Annotated in this window: 20 protein-coding genes and 1 tRNA gene; 10 read left to right on the forward strand and 11 right to left on the reverse strand. The window is 52.7% G+C overall.

Annotation, left to right across the window (positions count from 1 at the left end; translation table 11 throughout):
* Nucleotide 1: 1 nt before the first annotated feature.
* The gene (trmJ, locus tag AB4N41_RS03510; RefSeq protein WP_041479930.1) at nucleotides 2-772 is read right to left on the reverse strand and encodes a tRNA (cytosine(32)/uridine(32)-2'-O)-methyltransferase TrmJ; all 771 of its coding nucleotides are present in this window, start codon (nucleotides 770-772) and stop codon (nucleotides 2-4) included.
* A 145-nt stretch (nucleotides 773-917) separates the two neighbouring features.
* On the opposite strand from trmJ, the gene suhB reads away from it, so the two are divergent.
* On the forward strand, nucleotides 918-1,736 hold the full coding sequence (gene suhB / locus AB4N41_RS03515) for a type III secretion system regulator SuhB (RefSeq protein WP_016773320.1): 819 nt from the start codon (nucleotides 918-920) through the stop codon (nucleotides 1,734-1,736).
* 228 nt (nucleotides 1,737-1,964) lie between these two features.
* On the opposite strand, the gene AB4N41_RS03520 is transcribed toward suhB, so the two are convergent.
* From AB4N41_RS03520 to queA, 6 genes are all read right to left on the reverse strand, one after another.
* Entirely contained in the window at nucleotides 1,965-2,513 is a 549-nt protein-coding gene (locus AB4N41_RS03520) for a glycine zipper 2TM domain-containing protein (protein ID WP_039761427.1), read from the reverse strand.
* Between the two features lie 121 nt (nucleotides 2,514-2,634).
* Nucleotides 2,635-3,549, reverse strand: a complete 915-nt coding sequence (secF, locus tag AB4N41_RS03525; protein ID WP_041479932.1) for a protein translocase subunit SecF — start codon at nucleotides 3,547-3,549, stop codon at nucleotides 2,635-2,637.
* A 9-nt stretch (nucleotides 3,550-3,558) separates the two neighbouring features.
* Nucleotides 3,559-5,427 (reverse strand): protein translocase subunit SecD, encoded by a 1,869-nt coding sequence (gene secD, locus AB4N41_RS03530; RefSeq protein ID WP_016773318.1) that lies wholly within the window; start codon nucleotides 5,425-5,427, stop codon nucleotides 3,559-3,561.
* Nucleotides 5,428-5,492: 65 nt separating this feature from the next.
* Entirely contained in the window at nucleotides 5,493-5,831 is a 339-nt protein-coding gene (gene yajC / locus AB4N41_RS03535) for a preprotein translocase subunit YajC (protein WP_016773317.1), read from the reverse strand.
* A 43-nt stretch (nucleotides 5,832-5,874) separates the two neighbouring features.
* Nucleotides 5,875-6,990, reverse strand: a complete 1,116-nt coding sequence (tgt, locus tag AB4N41_RS03540) for a tRNA guanosine(34) transglycosylase Tgt (protein ID WP_160768392.1) — start codon at nucleotides 6,988-6,990, stop codon at nucleotides 5,875-5,877.
* Nucleotides 6,991-7,004: 14 nt separating this feature from the next.
* On the reverse strand, nucleotides 7,005-8,069 hold the full coding sequence (gene queA, locus AB4N41_RS03545) for a tRNA preQ1(34) S-adenosylmethionine ribosyltransferase-isomerase QueA (protein ID WP_016773315.1): 1,065 nt from the start codon (nucleotides 8,067-8,069) through the stop codon (nucleotides 7,005-7,007).
* 108 nt (nucleotides 8,070-8,177) lie between these two features.
* On the opposite strand from queA, the gene AB4N41_RS03550 reads away from it, so the two are divergent.
* The 7 genes from AB4N41_RS03550 (at nucleotide 8,178) to AB4N41_RS03580 (ending at nucleotide 14,225) form a co-directional block, all read left to right on the forward strand.
* Nucleotides 8,178-8,262, forward strand: a tRNA-Leu gene (locus tag AB4N41_RS03550).
* 66 nt (nucleotides 8,263-8,328) lie between these two features.
* On the forward strand, nucleotides 8,329-8,895 hold the full coding sequence (locus AB4N41_RS03555; RefSeq protein ID WP_252876857.1) for a hypothetical protein: 567 nt from the start codon (nucleotides 8,329-8,331) through the stop codon (nucleotides 8,893-8,895).
* 609 nt (nucleotides 8,896-9,504) lie between these two features.
* Complete coding sequence (locus AB4N41_RS03560; protein WP_252876858.1) at nucleotides 9,505-9,711, forward strand: hypothetical protein; 207 nt, start codon at nucleotides 9,505-9,507, stop codon at nucleotides 9,709-9,711.
* Nucleotides 9,704-10,870, forward strand: a complete 1,167-nt coding sequence (locus tag AB4N41_RS03565; RefSeq protein WP_252876859.1) for a DNA adenine methylase — start codon at nucleotides 9,704-9,706, stop codon at nucleotides 10,868-10,870. The genes AB4N41_RS03560 and AB4N41_RS03565 overlap by 8 nt, the downstream gene beginning before the upstream one ends.
* Nucleotides 10,867-11,589, forward strand: a complete 723-nt coding sequence (locus tag AB4N41_RS03570; protein WP_252876860.1) for a hypothetical protein — start codon at nucleotides 10,867-10,869, stop codon at nucleotides 11,587-11,589. The genes AB4N41_RS03565 and AB4N41_RS03570 overlap by 4 nt, the downstream gene beginning before the upstream one ends.
* Nucleotides 11,582-12,565, forward strand: coding sequence for a beta-ribofuranosylaminobenzene 5'-phosphate synthase family protein (locus tag AB4N41_RS03575; protein WP_252876861.1), 984 nt, complete (start codon nucleotides 11,582-11,584; stop codon nucleotides 12,563-12,565). Before AB4N41_RS03570 ends, AB4N41_RS03575 begins: the two co-directional genes overlap by 8 nt.
* Nucleotides 12,558-14,225 (forward strand): non-canonical purine NTP pyrophosphatase, encoded by a 1,668-nt coding sequence (locus tag AB4N41_RS03580; protein ID WP_252876862.1) that lies wholly within the window; start codon nucleotides 12,558-12,560, stop codon nucleotides 14,223-14,225. Before AB4N41_RS03575 ends, AB4N41_RS03580 begins: the two co-directional genes overlap by 8 nt.
* Nucleotides 14,226-14,251: 26 nt before the next feature.
* Here AB4N41_RS03580 and AB4N41_RS03585 read toward each other — a convergent pair whose 3' ends face one another.
* On the reverse strand, nucleotides 14,252-14,959 hold the full coding sequence (locus AB4N41_RS03585) for a restriction endonuclease (RefSeq protein ID WP_252876863.1): 708 nt from the start codon (nucleotides 14,957-14,959) through the stop codon (nucleotides 14,252-14,254).
* 214 nt (nucleotides 14,960-15,173) lie between these two features.
* Here AB4N41_RS03585 and AB4N41_RS03590 point away from each other — a divergent pair, with 214 nt between their 5' ends.
* Complete coding sequence (locus AB4N41_RS03590; RefSeq protein WP_252876864.1) at nucleotides 15,174-15,761, forward strand: hypothetical protein; 588 nt, start codon at nucleotides 15,174-15,176, stop codon at nucleotides 15,759-15,761.
* 293 nt (nucleotides 15,762-16,054) lie between these two features.
* On the opposite strand, the gene AB4N41_RS03595 is transcribed toward AB4N41_RS03590, so the two are convergent.
* Nucleotides 16,055-16,411 (reverse strand): DUF7079 family protein, encoded by a 357-nt coding sequence (locus AB4N41_RS03595; protein ID WP_136493028.1) that lies wholly within the window; start codon nucleotides 16,409-16,411, stop codon nucleotides 16,055-16,057.
* Nucleotides 16,412-16,582: 171 nt separating this feature from the next.
* Nucleotides 16,583-16,801, reverse strand: a complete 219-nt coding sequence (locus tag AB4N41_RS03600) for a DUF6429 family protein (protein ID WP_224787299.1) — start codon at nucleotides 16,799-16,801, stop codon at nucleotides 16,583-16,585.
* Between the two features lie 220 nt (nucleotides 16,802-17,021).
* On the opposite strand from AB4N41_RS03600, the gene AB4N41_RS03605 reads away from it, so the two are divergent.
* Nucleotides 17,022-17,351 (forward strand): hypothetical protein, encoded by a 330-nt coding sequence (locus AB4N41_RS03605; protein WP_016773313.1) that lies wholly within the window; start codon nucleotides 17,022-17,024, stop codon nucleotides 17,349-17,351.
* A gap of 34 nt (nucleotides 17,352-17,385) precedes the next feature.
* On the opposite strand, the gene AB4N41_RS03610 is transcribed toward AB4N41_RS03605, so the two are convergent.
* Nucleotides 17,386-18,135 carry a hypothetical protein gene (locus AB4N41_RS03610; protein ID WP_252876865.1) on the reverse strand — a complete coding sequence of 250 codons (750 nt, stop codon included), beginning with the start codon at nucleotides 18,133-18,135 and terminating at the stop codon, nucleotides 17,386-17,388.
* Between the last annotated feature and the right edge of the window lie 39 nt (nucleotides 18,136-18,174).

Genomic DNA, 18,174 nt, shown 5'->3' on the forward strand with positions numbered 1-18,174 from the left:
TTCAATCCTTCCGCTTTAGAAGCTCGCCACGGGCCGCTTTCTGGGTTTCCGTGAGGATGCCACGCAAAATATTCATTTCCGCCCGGCTGACCGAGCTGCGTCCGTACAACCGGCGCAGGCGCGCCATCAAGTGGCGTGGCTTTTCCGGGTCGAGGAATTCGATGGCAACCAGCGTCTGCTCCAGGTGCTCATAGAATCGCTCCAGCTCATCCATGGTCGCCAGCTCGGCGCTTTTCACCGAGGCCACTTCTTCTTTCTCGACCTTGCTCGGCTGACCCTGTGCGGCCAGCCAGGCCATGCGCACTTCATAACTCAACACCTGAACCGCCGCCCCGAGGTTCAGCGAACTGAACGTCGGGTCGGAAGGGATGTGCACGTGAAAATGACATCGCTGCAGCTCTTCATTGGTCAGGCCGGAATCTTCACGGCCGAACACCAAAGCAATCTCGGCGCCCTGCCCGGCTTCCTCGACCACCTTGTTGCCGCATTCGCGCGGATCCAGCAGCGGCCAGGGAATACGCCGGTCGCGGGCGCTGGTGCCGAGCACCAGATTGCAGCCGACCAGAGCATCTTCCAAGGTGGCGACGACTTGCGCGTTTTCAAGGATGTCACCGGCACCGGAGGCGCGGGCATCGGCCTCGTGGTGCGGGAAGACCCGCGGATCGACCAGCACCAGTCGCGACAGACCCATGTTTTTCATGGCGCGCGCGGCCCCGCCGATGTTGCCGGGGTGGCTGGTGTTGACCAGGACGACACGAATGTTCTGCAGCAAGGGAGGCGCTCTCGGACACAGGAAAGGGGGGCAAATCTTACAGAACAGCCTACCGTTAAGCTATGAAAGCGAACAGCGTCCTTCACCTGAAGAAAAGTTCTGATAGAATGCGCGGCTTTCTTTAACAACCTTAGGTGACACATCCATGCAGCCCATGCTGAATATCGCGCTGCGCGCCGCCCGCAGCGCCAGTGAACTGATCTTCCGCTCCATCGAGCGCCTGGATACCATCAAGGTCGACGAAAAAGACGCCAAGGATTATGTATCCGAGGTCGATCGCGCCGCTGAACAGAAAATCATCGATGCCCTGCGCAAGGCTTACCCGAATCACTCGATTCAGGGTGAAGAAACCGGCCTGCACGCTGGCACCGGCATCGAAGGCGAAGAGTACCTGTGGATCATCGATCCGCTGGACGGCACCACCAACTTCCTCCGTGGCATTCCGCACTTTGCAGTGAGCATTGCCTGCAAATATCGTGGCCGCCTGGAGCACGCAGTGGTTCTGGACCCGGTTCGCCAGGAAGAATTCACCGCCAGCCGTGGTCGCGGCGCTCAACTGAACGGTCGTCGTCTGCGCGTCAGTGGTCGCACCAGCCTCGACGGCGCCCTGCTCGGCACAGGCTTCCCGTTCCGTGACGATCAGATGGACAACCTCGACAACTACCTGGGCATGTTCCGCGCCCTGGTTGGCCAGACTGCCGGCATCCGCCGCGCCGGTTCGGCGAGCCTGGACCTGGCTTACGTGGCTGCCGGTCGTTTCGATGCGTTCTGGGAGTCGGGCCTGTCCGAGTGGGACATGGCTGCAGGCGCCCTGCTGATTCAAGAAGCCGGCGGCCTGGTGAGCGACTTCACCGGTGGTCACGACTTCCTTGAGAAAGGCCACATCGTTGCCGGCAACACCAAATGCTTCAAGGCAGTGCTGACGGCGATCCAGCCGCACCTGCCGGCTTCGCTGAAGCGCTAAGCTTTCCGCGAAACCAAAAAGCACCCTCCGGGGTGCTTTTTTTATGCCTGCGATCCTAAACAGCACAATTCCCTGCTCGCGAATGGGGCGTGTCAGCAAAGAAAATATCCACTGTTAGACCGTATTCGCGAGCAGGCTCGCTCCCACAGGTGAGAATCGCGCGCTGCCCTGAGTCGCGGGTACAAAAAAAGCACCCCGCAGGGTGCTTCTTTTCACAACTGTGGAGCCTTACTGTCCCGGCTCATTCTGCGACAGGATCAGCTTGCCTTCCTTGTCGACCGGAATCTGGTTGCCCGGATCGCGATCCATCCGCACTTTGCCTTCCTTGCCATCGAGCGAGTAACGCACGTCGTAGCCGACGACCTTGTCGCTGATGTCATTGACCGTGTTGCAACGGGTTTGCGTGGTGGTGTAGGTGTCGCGGTTCTGCATACCTTCCTGCACCTTGTTACCGGCATAACCGCCGCCAACTGCACCGGCCACAGTGGCAATCTTCTTGCCGGTACCGCCGCCCACCTGATTACCCAACAAACCACCGGCTACGGCACCGATCGCCGTGCCGAGAATCTGGTGTTGATCCTTGACCGGCGCCTGCCGGGTCACGGTTACATCCTTGCATACTTCACGTGGAGTCTTGATCTGTGTCTTGACCGGCTCAACGGCTAATACTTGCGCATACTCAGGGCCGCTTTTAACCAGGCTGTAGGTGGCAACAGCACCCCCGGCTGTGACACCGACAGCACCCAATACCGCACCAACCAGCAACGACTTGTTCACATGAACCTCCTGACCATCACATGCGGGACGCGCCCGCGCTTCTCCCAGCCTTGGAGCACAAAAAAAGGCGCGAGTTCAACTCGCGCCTTTTGTTGGCTGACAGCCGGGAAATCGCTGGCCGTTATGGACGGTCGTCGACTTCCTTGTCCGTGTTGGCCGGAGGAATCAGATCCTCGGTGGTCAGGTTCAGCCAGATCAGCACCACGTTGGCGATGTAGATCGACGAGTAGGTACCCGCCAGTACACCGATGAACAGCGCGATGGAGAAGCCGAACAGGTTGTCGCCGCCGAAGAACAACAGTGCCGCGATGGCCAGCAGCGTGGAGATCGACGTCGCCATGGTGCGCAGCAGGGTCTGGGTGGTCGAGATGTTGATGTTCTCGATCAGCGTCGCCTTGCGCAGCACGCGGAAGTTCTCACGCACCCGGTCGAAGACCACGATGGTGTCGTTCAGCGAGTAACCGATGATCGCCAGCACCGCTGCCAGCACTGTCAGATCGAAGGTGATCTGGAAGTACGAGAGGATACCCACGGTCACGATCACGTCGTGGATCAGCGACACAATCGCGCCGACCGCAAACTTCCACTGAAAGCGGAACGCCAGGTAGATCAGGATGCCGCCGAGCGCCAGCAGCATGCCGAGGCCGCCCTGGTCGCGCAGTTCTTCACCAACCTGCGGGCCGACGAATTCGACACGCTTGACCGTCGCCGGGTTGTCGCCGCCGACTTTCTGCAATGCGTCTGCGACCTGATGGCCCAGCTGCGGGTCTTCACCCGGCATGCGCACCAGCAAGTCAGTAGTGGCGCCGAAGTTCTGCACCACAGCTTCGTGATAACCGGAAGTCGCCAGTTGCTCGCGCACCTTGGTGACATCGGCCGGACGCTCGTAGGTCAGCTCGATGAGCGTACCGCCGGTGAAGTCCAGACCCCAGTTCATGCCCTTGGTGGCGACACTGAACAAGGCAATGACGGTAAGCAACACGGTGACGCCGAACGCGAAGTTGCGAACGCCCATGAAGTTGATTGTACGTAACATGGCAGCCCCTTAAATCCACAACTTCTTGAAGTCACGTCCGCCAAAGATCAGGTTGACCATTGCGCGGGTCACCATGATGGCCGTGAACATCGAGGTAAAGATCCCGAGGGACATCGTCACTGCGAACCCCTTCACCGGGCCGGTGCCCATGGCGAAGAGAATGCCGCCGACCAGCAACGTGGTCAGGTTGGCGTCGAGAATCGCGGTGAATGCCCGGCCGAAGCCTTCGTTGATTGCCCGCTGCACAGTCATGCCGGCGGCGATCTCTTCACGAATCCGCGAGAAGATCAGTACGTTAGCGTCGACCGCCATACCCATGGTCAAGACGATACCGGCGATACCCGGCAGGGTCAGAGTGGCACCCAGCAACGACATCAATGCCAGCAGCAGCACCATGTTCACCGCCAGCGCAACGGTGGCGATGACGCCGAAGAAGCGGTAGATGGCGATGATGAACAGCGATACGAACAACATGCCCCACAGGGAAGCGTCGATACCTTTGGTGATGTTGTCAGCACCCAGGCTCGGACCGATTGTGCGCTCTTCAGCGAAGTACATCGGTGCAGCCAGACCACCGGCACGCAGCAGCAGCGCCAGCTCGGACGACTCGCCCTGACCGTTCAGGCCAGTGATGCGGAATTGCGCACCCAGCGGCGACTGAATGGTCGCCAGGCTGATGATCTTCTTCTCTTCCTTGAACGTCTGCACCGCGACGTCTTTCTCGACGCCATCAACCACTTGCTTGGTGTAAGTGGTGACCGGACGCTGTTCGATGAAGATCACCGCCATGCTGCGACCGACGTTGGAACGGGTCGCGCGGCTCATCAGCTCGCCACCATGACCATCCAGACGGATGTTCACTTCAGGCGTACCGTGCTCGCCGAAACCGGCCTTGGCGTCGGTGACCTGGTCACCGGTAATGATCAGACCACGCTCGATCTGCGCAGGAGGACGGTTGCCTTCGCGGAATTCGAACGATTCGGAAGTGGCTTTCGAAGCGCCCGGCTCGGCGGCCAGACGGAACTCAAGGTTGGCCGTCTTGCCGAGAATACGCTTGGCTTCGGCAGTGTCCTGCACGCCCGGCAGCTCAACCACGATGCGGTTGGCGCCCTGACGCTGCACGATCGGTTCGGCAACACCCAGCTCGTTGACGCGGTTACGTACCGTGGTCAGGTTCTGCTTGATGGAGTATTCACGGATTTCCGCCAGCTTGGCCGGGGTCATCGCCAGACGCAGCACCGGTTGACCGTTGAGGTCGGCCGGAACAATGTCGAAATCGTTGAAGTTCTTGCGGATCAGCGCACGGGCCTGTTCGCGGGAATCTTCATCGCTGAAGCCCAACTGAATGGCACCGCCCAATTGCGGCAGGCTGCGATAGCGCAGCTTCTCTTTGCGCAGCAGGCTCTTGACGTCGCCTTCGTAGACTTTCAGGCGTGCATCGAGGGCTTTGTCCATGTCCACTTCGAGCAGGAAGTGCACACCACCGGACAAGTCCAGACCCAGCTTCATCGGGTGCGCACCGAGGTTGCGCAGCCATTGCGGAGTGGTCTGTGCCAGGTTCAGCGCGACGACGTAGTCATCACCCAATGCCTTGCGTACTACGTCCTTGGCCGGCAGCTGGTCTTCAGCCTTGCTCAGACGGATCAGACCGCCCTTGCCGCCAGCCGTCAGCGTGGCCGCCTTGACGTTGATGCCGGACTCTTTCAGCGCTGTGCTGACGCGAGCCAGATCGGCGTCATTGACCTGCAGAGCCGTGCTGGCGCCGCTGATCTGAATCGCCGGGTCATCAGGGTAAAGATTGGGAGCGGAATAAATCAGACCGATCGCCAGCACCGCCAGGATCAGAATGTATTTCCACAGAGGGTATTTGTTCAGCATCACGCCGCCCGTTATGAACGCGGGGCGCCTTGCGCGCCCCGTCGATTGAGTAGAAGTTGTTGCTCTTAGATCGCTTTCAGCGTGCCTTTTGGCAGCGTGGCGGCGATGGCGCCTTTCTGGAACTTCATTTCCACGGTGTCGGAAACTTCCAGAACCACGAAGTCATCGGCAACCTTGGTGATCTTGCCGGCGATGCCCCCAGTGGTCACGACTTCGTCGCCCTTCTGCAGGCTGCTCAGCAGGTTCTTCTGCTCTTTGGCGCGCTTGGCCTGTGGACGCCAGATCATCAGGTAGAAGATGACCAGGAAGCCGACCAGGAAAATCCACTCGAAGCCGCCGCCCATTGGGCTTGCAGCAGCCGGTGCAGCTGCGTCAGCCATGGCGTTAGAGATAAAAAAGCTCATTTAGCACTCCAGTTGCAAATGTTGAATCTTGGGGTCAGAAAACTCAGTCCAAAGGCGGAACGGGAAGTCCGCGTTTGGCGTAGAAGGCATCGACAAAGGCGGCCAATGTACCCTGTTGAATAGCCTCGCGCAAACCAGCCATGAGCACCTGATAATGGCGCAAGTTATGGATGGTATTGAGCATGCTGCCGAGCATTTCGCCGCACTTGTCCAGGTGATGCAGATAAGCGCGCGAGAAGTTCTGGCAGGTGTAGCAATCGCAGGTCGGATCCAGCGGCGATTCATCATGGCGATGGAACGCGTTACGGATCTTCAGCACACCGGTATCGATGAACAGATGCCCATTGCGGGCATTACGGGTTGGCATCACGCAATCGAACATGTCCACCCCGCGGCGCACACCCTCAACCAGATCTTCCGGTTTGCCAACGCCCATAAGGTAACGAGGTTTGTCAGCGGGCATCTGGCCCGGCAGATAATCCAGCACCTTGATCATTTCGTGCTTCGGTTCGCCCACCGACAGACCGCCGATGGCGAGGCCGTCGAAGCCGATCTTGTCGAGGCCTTCGAGCGAGCGCATGCGCAGGTTTTCATGCATGCCGCCCTGGACGATGCCGAACAGCGCTGCGGTGTTGTCACCGTGGGCATTCTTCGAACGCTGCGCCCAACGCAACGACAGCTCCATTGATACCCGCGCGACGTCTTCGTCAGCCGGATACGGCGTGCATTCGTCGAAGATCATCACAATGTCGGAACCGAGATCGCGCTGCACCTGCATCGACTCTTCCGGTCCCATGAACACTTTGGCGCCGTCGACCGGAGAAGCGAAGGTCACGCCCTCCTCCTTGATCTTGCGCATCGCGCCGAGGCTGAACACCTGGAAGCCGCCGGAGTCGGTGAGGATCGGGCCTTTCCACTGCATGAAATCGTGCAGGTCGCCATGTTCCTTGATCACTTGAGTGCCGGGACGCAGCCACAGGTGAAAAGTGTTGCCCAGAATGATTTCCGCGCCAGTGGCGACGATGTCGCGCGGCAGCATGCCCTTGACCGTGCCGTAGGTGCCGACCGGCATGAACGCCGGGGTCTCGACGGTGCCACGGGGGAAGGTCAGGCGACCACGACGAGCCTTGCCATCGGTGGCCAGCAGCTCAAAGGACATTCGACATTCGCGACTCATTCTGTTTCCTCTGGGCCTGTCTGTTCAGGGGCAGTTGGAGCGGGATTGCGGGTGATGAACATCGCATCCCCGTAACTGAAAAAGCGGTAACCGTTTTCGACGGCGGCCTTATAGGCGGCCATGGTTTCGGGATAACCGGCAAACGCCGAAACCAGCATCAACAGCGTGGATTCCGGCAAATGGAAATTGGTCACCAGGGCATCGACTACATGAAACGGCCGGCCCGGATAGATAAAGATGTCGGTGTCGCCACTGAACGGCTTGAGCACACCATCGCGCGCCGCGCTTTCCAGCGAACGCACGCTGGTGGTGCCGACCGCAATCACCCGACCGCCACGCGCCCGGCACGCAGCGACCGCATCGACCACATCCTGGCCGACTTCCAGCCACTCGCTGTGCATGTGGTGATCTTCGATCTTCTCGACACGCACCGGCTGAAACGTCCCCGCGCCGACGTGCAATGTCACGAATGCAGTCTCGACGCCCTTGGCAGCAATCGCCTGCATCAGCGGCTCATCGAAATGCAGCCCCGCCGTCGGCGCCGCCACCGCACCCAAACGCTGGGCATACACGGTCTGATAACGCTCGCGATCCGAGCCTTCATCCGGGCGGTCTATATAAGGAGGCAACGGCATGTGCCCGACACGGTCGAGCAGCGGCAACACTTCCTCGGCAAAACCCAGCTCGAACAGCGCATCATGACGCGCGAGCATCTCGGCTTCGCCACCGCCGTCGATAAGGATCTTCGAACCCGGTTTCGGCGACTTGCTGGAGCGCACATGGGCCAGCACGCGGTGCGCATCGAGCACGCGCTCGATGAGAATTTCCAGCTTGCCGCCGGACGCTTTCTGCCCGAACAGCCGCGCCGGAATCACCCGGGTATTGTTGAACACCATCAAATCGCCCGGGCGCAAATGCTCAAGCAAATCAGTGAATTGACGGTGTGCCAGGGCGCCGCTCGGCCCATCAAGGGTCAGCAGGCGACTACCGCGACGCTCGGCCAACGGATGGCGGGCGATCAGCGAATCAGGAAGCTCGAAAGTAAAGTCAGCAACGCGCATGATGGGGTTCGTCTAGCAGGGCCGGAAAGTCTAGCGGAAATATCGAAAATTGACCATGAAACGTGATTGACCAACGGTAATCACCTCTCTATACTTCGCCGCCATTGAGCCCTGATGGCGGAATTGGTAGACGCGGCGGATTCAAAATCCGTTTTCGAAAGGAGTGGGAGTTCGAGTCTCCCTCGGGGCACCAACACAGAGAAAAAGGTCTTGCGAAAGCAGGGCCTTTTTTTTCGTCTGGTGGAAAGTGGTTGGTGCAATGCCGAGCACTATCACCTCGCAGATTCATCTTATTCAATCGCCAAATGATTCAGACCGTCGGCATTGTCGGCGAATAAAACGAGCCGAAGTCGAGAAGGCCCAATATGCGGAGAAACAAGCCGCGGCGAGTTATGCGGTAGCTCTCAGTGACGGAGACGACGCAGATGAGCAGCGTGCGGAGAAGGTGCTGCGTCTCGCCTCCGAAGCACTGGCAATGGTGACACGTGGCAAGCGAGGATTGGCAGCGACCGCGCAGGCCTTGAAAAACGAAGTCGAGAAGCTCGATGTGGAAATTGCAGAAGTCAGAGAGGTTTTGAAAGATCTTCGTCAGCGCCAGCTACGCGTAGCGCGGATCATGTGGGCTGACCGCATGGACAAGGCCGCTCAGGAATTCGCCGCCGTCGCGGCACACTTGGAAGCCACCGAGAAAGCCTTGGGATGGACAAGCTCGTTGAGTGAGCTCTATGTGCCCTTGCAAACCCCGCATGGGGCTTCGTGCATCAGCGAGAAGACAATCCGAGATAAAGCCTATGCACTGTCCTTGGAGCAGTTGCTAGCCGCCTGACTCACCGAATCGCCGATACCTACGGCGATGCTTTCCACCTATAACCGGATCACCAAATCGCGGAACACCAGACGTGTTCCGCGTAACTGGTGTTCCGGTTATTCGCATTTGGTGTTCCGCCTCTGAAAGCCTCGTATTCCGTGGCCTCCGACGTTTATGGAACACATGGAACACGTGGAACACTGCCTTTTCGCTACCTACGGATTAGCTTTCCCCTCGCCCCTTTTCACGGCGGGAACCTTCAGCGCGAATGGACGCGACGGATAGCTCCGGATCTGCCGATTGCTGTGTGCGACTAGTCCCAGGCAAGGAGCCGTAGCGGCAGGTTTTACGGGTCCTCCTGAAGGGGGGGCCCCTACACGGGTTATCAGACTCGCAGGTTTCCTCTAGCTGAGTTTTTTGCATGAACGTCCGTCTTTGCAAATAGCCCCTACCTCTTCCAAAAGTAGGGTCCCTCGGCCTCCGCATTTGGTCTCATTATCCCGCTGCCAACATGCTTTATGCTGCTCTCCAAATGTGATTTGCTCCGAAGCAGTAGCAATAGGAAAAGCCTCGGGCGATGATGGCTCGGTCAGCTAGGCTAAGCGTAGAAAATCAAAGGACTGGTCCATGCCGTACTCAACCGAAACCTACATGCCAAGATTCAGCTACCCGACCAATGGCTCTGTAAAAGACTCCCAAAAAAAACGTAACCAGTCCAAAAAAATGAAACAGGCACGCTTGATCACCCAGTTCCTATTGAAAGAAGAAATGCCGAAAATTCTAACGCTCTTAAAGCAAAGAATATTAAAAGCCTCCGGAGCGCTAAATGCTTGATCCTCAACTGAACGAGATAAACCATAAAAACTTCGCCAAAGAGGATTGGCGCGAACTGAGTGGCGATTCAGAACTTCCACTTCCGAAGTTGGAGCAACCCTGCTCGACATCATTTGTCGCAGACGAAATATCCCTACCACAAACACGATATTATGGAAGTAAACGTCGCCTAGCGAAGTGGATGATTAACGAATTCAAGAAATACAACTTCCTTTCAGCAATAGACATATTCGGTGGAACTTCAACAGTATCGTTAGCATTGAAGCATCTCAACAAAAAAGTCACCTACAACGACATCCTAGAATCTAACCGCATTGTTGCGACAGCCTTACTATCTAATGGACCATGCGCGACGACTGATCAAGATCTAGAATCCTTCATATGCAATGTATACCCGGAACGCGGCTTTATCTTTAGAAACTTTAAAGACATCTATTACACAGACAAAGAAAATGAATGGCTAGATGGTGCGCTAACGGCTCTTTCAAACATCGAAAACCCATTGAAAAAGGCTGAGATCACTTACTGCCTGATTCAGGCATGCTTACAAAAAAGGCCATTCAACCTCTTTCACCGAAAAAATTTATATTTAAGAATTAACAATAAAAAAGATACAAAGTTTGGTAACTGGGCAACTTGGGAAAGACCATTTTCCGCATTAATGCTCCGTGCACTGAGTGAAATAAGGAAAACGAGATACGACTCCGTACATGCGCCGATAATCATGCCATGCACTGATGCAATGGATGTACCGAATTCATATGACTTTGTCTATCTTGACCCCCCTTATGTCCCTCAGAAAAAACAAGATATATCTTATATGGATAGATATCATTTTCTGGAGGGGCTCTGTTCGCCTCAGCTATGGGACCAGCGCATTGATCGCTCGAAGAAAAACCACCCCATACCAAGTCCTGACGAAATGCTGAAATGGAATACCAAGGCGCATTTTAAAGACAATCTATTTAATTTGATTGAAAAGCATAAAAAATCAATTGTTTGTCTCTCATATGTCCATGATGCATATCCGAGCATTGAAGAAATACAGAATTTTTTTTCGTCGACCTTTAGAAAAACTTCTTTACTAGAATATGAAATGCCTCATGCACTTAGCAAAAAAACAAAAAAGGAAATTATAATAATAGGGACACCACGATGAAACTGATCAAACACAACTTTGTAGTTAATACGCCTCGACTTTACCTCGCAGCACTTATTATTGGAGCTTTGTCTTTCTGCGTGGTGCTATATCTAACTGATGAAAAGGCAGATGCGCGGCTATTGGGTGTTTATAGCGGCTTAGCATCAGGCCTGGTGATAGCATCGCTACAGTTCCTCACACAGTATTTAGAACAGAAAGCCTTATCAGAATACAAAGAATACGGGCTACTCGAGTTCCTAGCCAATAGAAAAAACACAGAATACTACCGAAAGCTTATAGACAACACCAAAGTTGGCGACAACATAATCGTTGCCGGAGTGACATGTAATAGATTGCTAGATGATTTTGCAAACTTTAAGACACCACAATCTCAAAACCTACTAGAAGCATTAGCAAGAGGAGTAAAAGTTACATTATTACTCCCTAAAACTTCCTACTTAGAAGAACCAAACCTCTCCGACTTCAAAAATAAAACATTGCCAAGATCCGAGGAAATTAAAAACAAACATTCAAACTTTGAAATACTTTACTATGACTTTGAACCTTCACACAGCATATTTTTAGCAGGCTCCCGGTGTCTTGTTGGACCAATTTTCAAGAACAAAAGCAGTAAAGACACTCCTGCCATTAGCTTCGAAAAGGATGGCCTGTATATCAAGCCATATTTGGACTACATCCAAGAAACATTAGCCGGGGCCTCTCTGAATCATGATTAAATCTCTTAGGATTACAGCCCCTGCCCGGCTGCATGTTAACTTATTCGATATGAGTGATCATGGTTATAGACAAAATGGCGGTGTAGGCTTCTGCGTTCAAGGGTTCGATACCGTAATTGAGTTTGTGAGCAGCTTAGATTTTAAGATAACTGACAACCGTGAAGTTGGTTTATCACAAGAAGAACAGAAAGCCTTTATCCATTTCTTGCAAGGGCTTTACAAAGCGAATAATTATTCGCAGAAAATATGCGTTACGTTTTTATCTGGACCGCCTCCTCATAGCGGGTTCGGAACCGGCACGGCATCAAAATTGGCGTGCGCAGAAGCTGCAAGTATTTTGAATCACGTTGCCTGTAGCGAGACTGACTTGATAACAGCATCAGGACGAGGTGGCACTTCTGGGGTAGGTATAAACACCTATTTCAAAGGCGGGCTGAATGTTGACCTTGGAGTGAAAAATGAAGGCTTACAGCTAGGGCCCTCCTCCTCCAGGACAAAAGTTTCTCAGCAACCGATCAATTTATTAAACATTAAACTACCTGATCATTGGAGCTTTGGCGTAATAATCCCGCCTGATGCTCACAGAATTTCCGCAAAAGAAGAAATCGACTTCTTCGATCGAGTTTGCCCTATACCGGCCACCGCGGTTTATGAATCCATCTACCACGCCGTTTCTGGAATGGCCTGCGCCGCGCTTGAGAAAGATCACTCTATTTTCTGCGCATCGATCAATGCCATTCAAGATACACGCTGGAAAAAATCTGAGTGGGATGCACAGTCAACTCCTGTTAATAAATTAAAGATAGACCTATATGCGGCAGGTGCACAATGTGTAGGCCTATCCAGTCTCGGGCCCGCGGTTTATTTTATGACATCAGAATTTGAGAAGTTAAGAAATAAGCTCAACCTATCACACGCCCATGTTTTAGAACACTGCTTACCAAACAACACGGGAAGAGAGTTAGAAATTGATTAGGCTCATTTTTTTATCATCTAACCTCACAAAGATCGCTCATTTTGAGTATTTACTCAGAGAACAACCTATTTTACTGCTCCCACCACCAAATTATGGAAAACCCTATTATGAACCTCGTATAGAGGACAGAGAAAAACTTTTAGAAGAAAGCATATTAAGCGCCAACTTAAAATTAGCAAAAAACTTAAACAGCATTGACCAAGCAATTCAAAGTGGAATCTTCACCAACAACGGTATTGAAGACACTGCTCTTCTAGAACGATATGCTTCAATGCATCAAAATAAGCTATTCTTTATTGAAGACACATCAATTGCTATCGAAGCACTCAGCACTGAGGGAGAGTTCCCTGGGGTAAATGTAAAGTATTGGATGCGAGAAACATCTTTCTCCCAGCTAGACGAACTACTGAAGGCGCATGGCAACAACAGAAGAGTTACCGTCAGATCTGACATAGTTTTATATTTACCTCCAAACCTAAGGTCCAACCCAAGCGAGACCTACAAAGTTTTTGTCGGAAAGACTCAAGGCACCATAGTAGAAAAAGAAGAGCCCTTTGAAACTAACAGAATCTATCCCTGGCTTGACAACAAAACATTCAACAAATGGTTTGTTCCCAAAGGGGCAAGAAAACCAATCAGCAGACTACAGGTCAACACAGCTTTAAGGTATGACTTTAGAAACCTAGCATTGCAGCAACTTATAGAGTTCCTAAAATCCAAAGACCTTGTAGACGATAGAAAGTACCAAGACAAGCCCTTGCAAGGAGAGTTATTTCCTAGGAGAAACTACATAATATGCGGTTCAACTTGTGCTGGAAAAACGGTTTTAGCTTCCGCCTTGACTAGACTTCATGCATATAGACATATTGAAGCAAGCGACTTCATGAGGTGCGCCCTGTATACAAGGCACGGGTACTCTAGCAATATGAAGACACAAGACTTTGCAAAGAATGCTTTGGAGACGGATCCGGGAATCGTAGCGAGACAAATCTCTGAATATATCAAGGACACCCCAAAAACAGGGCTAGTAATAACTGGATTTCGCTCTCCTAAAGAAATTGAAATATTGCAGGAGGAGCTATCAGAAATAGAACTTGAAGTTCTATTCATCGAAAGCAGCCTTGAAACCAGATATCAGCGCAATATAAAAAGAAATAGATCCGATGCGCCAATTAGCTTTTCAGAATTTGAAGGAAAAAATGAGATACAAAATGCTATGGGTTTGTCCGCAATAGCTTCCGAGGCAAAAGTGATAGCAAATGAAAGCAGCCTGACAACATACATTAGATCAGCTGTCACTTCTTTAACCAACGAAGCGCAACTCATCCCGTTCGTTTGCGACATATCTACGACGACTTACTTTTTACCACTTGAGCAAGCAATTCTTGTTTCAATGCTAATCGACCACAAAAATGGCGTATTACCTCTAACAACTACACAGATCGCAAAAAACATGAAAGACAACTTGAGAAATCTTAGACGTAAGGGCAACAAAACTCACCCCGTAGATAAAAACAACGTCAGCAGATTTTTCAACCAACGCTTCAGCGCTCACTTTGAAGCCCATGCAAAGAATGAAAAAATTCACTTTAGCCTGTCTCATACGGGTATAAGTGCAGCGATAGCTCTCATAAGAAAGATAATGAGCGATAACGCTTGAGTGACGCCTCGCTAATTTTTCTCAATTTATTGACTCAGCGCGGAAACACAACGAGCTAACTTGTCTTCTAATACCGACAACATGCCCACAATTAAAATTAGCAAATCTTCCAGGCAACCAATTTCATTTGGTAATTGTTGACCAGCGAGATTATGAGATACTGAAACATGTAAGTCTGTAGGAAATATTGGATAAACGCCACGAAAGCCCTTAGCCGCGAGATCCTCAAGTATTTCAATAACATTGTTACCAGAGTATCCGACCTCGCAAACACCTGGTCGTAAATCATGCTCAATTCTTAGCCGCTTAGGAAGATCCCAATAAAGGGTCTTACAATCTAAAATCCGGTCATATGCTTCTCGCAACCTCATTGACATTACGTCATGACTTGCTGTAAGCATAACATTACGAAGCGACGTCAAGTGTACATTTGTCAGAGAACATGCCTCACCAGCACCACTTTGAAAGCCATTTTCCGCCAGTAATATTCCTCTGTCAGCACCTATATCACTCACAATTTCCCGCAGTGCAAGCACATGCAACTTCGTCACTTTAGTATTCCAAAGTTTGCACTCGACTATCCAAGTAACTTCAAATCCCGCATGTTTTGATTTTACGAGTACATCGATGTCGTGCGTTGTTCTTACTCCTTGTACAGTCACATCTGTTTCAGCCTCTAGACCTAAAGACCTAAAAAAAATTGCTGCGTCCTCTTGATACTCTTTCCAGTTCAAATTTGACTCCTATTTGGACAGTTTTTAATTTTCTGTCTGTTTAACGGGATACCGTTGTTTTCAGCGCCAACCATCGTAACAGGTGCTTAAACGCTAAAAAATCCATCCTAAACCTCTGGCCCAATAATTCGTGTCTCCCTCCCATGAACGCGATCCGACGCTCCCGAAGAAGTGGATTAGACTGACAGCAGGGAAGAATCTTAGGTATCTGCACATGGATCCATTCAATATTCAGGAAAAGCTCCTCAGCATTCGGGCGAGTGCTCAGCACGAGGCCGCACATTATGTGGCAGCTTTGGCACTAGGCTTTGAAGGAACCGACATCAACCTACATGTTCAGTTTGAGCCGTACGCGCATCATGGGAAGGCGCGCGCCGATTACAGCGTACGCTGCGAATCAATTACTGAACTACATGAGCTGATGACCAGCAGAGTCATAGTCGTGCTATCAGGCGCAATGGGAGAGGCGATTGATCGTTCCACCTTCAGAGTGAACGCCTCGTCGGCATACAAGATTCTCAACGAGGGTTCAACTGCCGGCCAAGATTTCGCGATCGCAAAGGAGCTTGTCAATTTGATACACAACTCCTCGCCGATGAAAACAGATCTGGAGGTCGGAAGAGATCAGTCCTCTGGTGACAGACTCACCAGCCTTCTCGGCAATGCGCTCGCATTGGTAGAGTCGAATGCTAAACCGATTTGCGTTATCGCTGATGCTCTCGTAAAAAAGGTAGTGGAAGGCAAAGGCATCGGCGAGCTGAAAAGTGTCGATGTCAGAAAATTATTAGCGGCTACTACCTAATTAACTATCCTAGCCTCCCGATCCTTGTATCCCAGGCTGCATAATCTTTCTGCAAGCCCCGTATCATATGGTGCCCGACAGTCCCCCTCGGGCACCAAAATAGAAAAAAGGTCGTGCGGAAGCAGAGCCTTTTTTTCGTCTGGAGGAAATAGATTGGTGTAACGCCGATCATTAAAGCCTCGTGCTGAGTCGCAGTTGAAGCACTCGGAATCACTGCATCGCAGATACCTAAGATGCTATTTCCCCACAGGCGCGGGACACCAAACGTTACCTACCTAACGCGTGGCCCGACCTCACAGCCTAGAGGCTATCTCCTTCCACATGTAGTCATAGTTGTACTCCAACCAACGCACCAACAATCTGTCGTACTGCCTGCGAAACCAATTGCGCCGTCGCGCCGCGAGCCTCTCCTCTATCTCGGATCTGAGCCAGTCAGGGTCGAACCCAGTCCATACAGTGGGCAGAACTGCAGCAATGTTTGTGAAACACACTGGTGCTACTTCTGAATAAAAAATCTTGTAGAGCACCGCTGGATCAACGCCCTTGAGCTGACGAACGACGTAGTCGTAATCAGTGGGGAAATGATTGAAAGGCTCTGATAAGGCATCTCTGACCCTAGTCAGTTGTGGTTCATTCAGAAGATGTCCCAATGCAAAAATCCTCCGATTCCTTATCCAGTAACTCGCTACCGTTTCGTCTGCAGATCTGCGTGTAACCGCGCCGACGACAATCGTATGCATATCGCTATGGCGAGCCATGGCCAAAACTGACGTCATCTTGCCGAGCAACAGCTCAAGTCCAGAATCGGGCGCTTGCCCAACCTATTCCTTAGCCCCAAACATCCGCCCAGCAATCTCCCGCCCCCGTTCCATCCCTTCCTTCGTCAACCATATCGACTTGTTCCTGTTAACCGGATTACTGATCAAACCCTGTTCGTGCAAGCGGTTCATGATTTCGAAGTCATAGCCCTTCCACGCATTGCCGTCGTCGGAGCTATAGGCAGCCAGGAGAGCAAGGACGGCGTCGTCGATCAGTTTCATGTCGTATTCCATGGTGATCACTCCGCTGATGTTCAGTTTTTGTAATCAAAGCGTCGTATCAAAGTGGATGTCAATGCTGCGCGAGCTTGAGAGTTTAGATGGCCGATTGCTGGTTGCCTCGCATGCGATGACCGCCCGTATAATCGCGCCCGCAAAATAGACTTCCGCTGGTGCTTCGCGCATCGGGCTCAAGCCCTTCACTTCACTGACAGACATCCCCATGGAAACCTCACTGGAAACCGTCGCCCTCTTCTCCCTCAAACTTGCCTACGAAGAAGAGGGCCTGAGCCCGATCCTGCGCGATGACATGGTCATGGGCGATTATCAGAAAGACGTTTTCGAGTTACTGGTGAAACGCGGCGATGTCGAGGCCATTCAGTTCAAGATGAACGAATGCCTGAACCTGGCGCTGGATGCCTTGGGTGGGGTCGAGAAGCCGTTGGGGCGGGAGTTGCGCAAGTTGTCGGCGGAGTTGGCTCAGGCGCGGTCGGTGGAGCAGCTGGGGCAGCCGCTGCTCGCACTGAAGGGGTATCTGCGCGACATTCTTTGAATGCCGCGCTACAGCCACGCCAGTATCTCTCCTGTCAGCGACGTGCTTTCAGCACTCGAATATCTGTTGGGAAGCCGTCAGCGCCCACCAGTTTTTTCCAGCCCATGTATTGAAATTCGCCATTGGGATCAATGTAGTCGCCCTTCTCTGGCTGCCCTCCGCCAACTATCGCAACACGCTTCACTTCGCCACAGCCGCCATCCGACGGTCGCACTGTGTAGATCACATACGGCTTCACGTATTGCGTGGCGCGGAAGTATTGGCCGCAGATTTCGTCGACGGTGATGAGCATGGTTTTCAGACGGGCTTCGCCGTCGGTGTCTTCGTGCAGTTTCAGGAAGGAGATGTCGCCGACGTCGCTGTAGCCGAGGGAACGGGCGCGTTGATAGGCGGGGGAGTTCTGGTGCGCAATTCGGCCCTCCTCCACACCGCGTTGCATTTGCGCGGCGAACTCGGCTTTGCCTTGGGCCAGGGTTGCCTCGGCATGGCCCGCGACGTTTTCGCAGTGGGCATACTCGCTGGAGTCGAGGTGTTGCGGTAGCAGGTTAAGGCGGCGCTCGTTCATGGAGGCGAGGCTGTCTTGCAGGCCGGACGTTAGTGCATAGGCAGCGGAGACGCGACCGCTCTGGACGTCGGCGATTGTCTCCTGCATCCGCTGGCAATTGGCGAGGTAGTAATCCCAGCTGGCTTGCGGGTGTTCTTTCGCGAAGCAGAAGGCTGGGGTAATGGAGACGGCAAGGGTGAGAGCGCCGAGCAGTTGCAGCAAACGGGTTGTGGAAAACATGGGTAGTCCATTACAGAGAAGGCATGGCGCGACGCTACT

Source organism: Pseudomonas sp. S2_A10, from assembly GCF_054668465.1.

Bases quoted from the DNA above. Each gene is read 5' to 3' on its own strand.
- suhB (WP_016773320.1), top strand. From the start codon at position 918: ATGCAGCCCATGCTGAATATCGCGCTGCGCGCCGCCCGCAGCGCCAGT.
- secF (WP_041479932.1), bottom strand. From the start codon at position 3,549: ATGTTACGTACAATCAACTTCATGGGCGTTCGCAACTTCGCGTTCGGC.
- secD (WP_016773318.1), bottom strand. From the start codon at position 5,427: ATGCTGAACAAATACCCTCTGTGGAAATACATTCTGATCCTGGCGGTG.
- yajC (WP_016773317.1), bottom strand. From the start codon at position 5,831: ATGAGCTTTTTTATCTCTAACGCCATGGCTGACGCAGCTGCACCGGCT.
- tgt (WP_160768392.1), bottom strand. From the start codon at position 6,990: ATGTCCTTTGAGCTGCTGGCCACCGATGGCAAGGCTCGTCGTGGTCGC.
- queA (WP_016773315.1), bottom strand. From the start codon at position 8,069: ATGCGCGTTGCTGACTTTACTTTCGAGCTTCCTGATTCGCTGATCGCC.
- AB4N41_RS03555 (WP_252876857.1), top strand. From the start codon at position 8,329: ATGCCGAGCACTATCACCTCGCAGATTCATCTTATTCAATCGCCAAAT.
- AB4N41_RS03560 (WP_252876858.1), top strand. From the start codon at position 9,505: ATGCCGTACTCAACCGAAACCTACATGCCAAGATTCAGCTACCCGACC.
- AB4N41_RS03565 (WP_252876859.1), top strand. From the start codon at position 9,704: ATGCTTGATCCTCAACTGAACGAGATAAACCATAAAAACTTCGCCAAA.
- AB4N41_RS03570 (WP_252876860.1), top strand. From the start codon at position 10,867: ATGAAACTGATCAAACACAACTTTGTAGTTAATACGCCTCGACTTTAC.
- AB4N41_RS03575 (WP_252876861.1), top strand. From the start codon at position 11,582: ATGATTAAATCTCTTAGGATTACAGCCCCTGCCCGGCTGCATGTTAAC.
- AB4N41_RS03590 (WP_252876864.1), top strand. From the start codon at position 15,174: ATGGATCCATTCAATATTCAGGAAAAGCTCCTCAGCATTCGGGCGAGT.
- AB4N41_RS03600 (WP_224787299.1), bottom strand. From the start codon at position 16,801: ATGAAACTGATCGACGACGCCGTCCTTGCTCTCCTGGCTGCCTATAGC.
- AB4N41_RS03605 (WP_016773313.1), top strand. From the start codon at position 17,022: ATGGAAACCTCACTGGAAACCGTCGCCCTCTTCTCCCTCAAACTTGCC.
- AB4N41_RS03610 (WP_252876865.1), bottom strand. From the start codon at position 18,135: ATGTTTTCCACAACCCGTTTGCTGCAACTGCTCGGCGCTCTCACCCTT.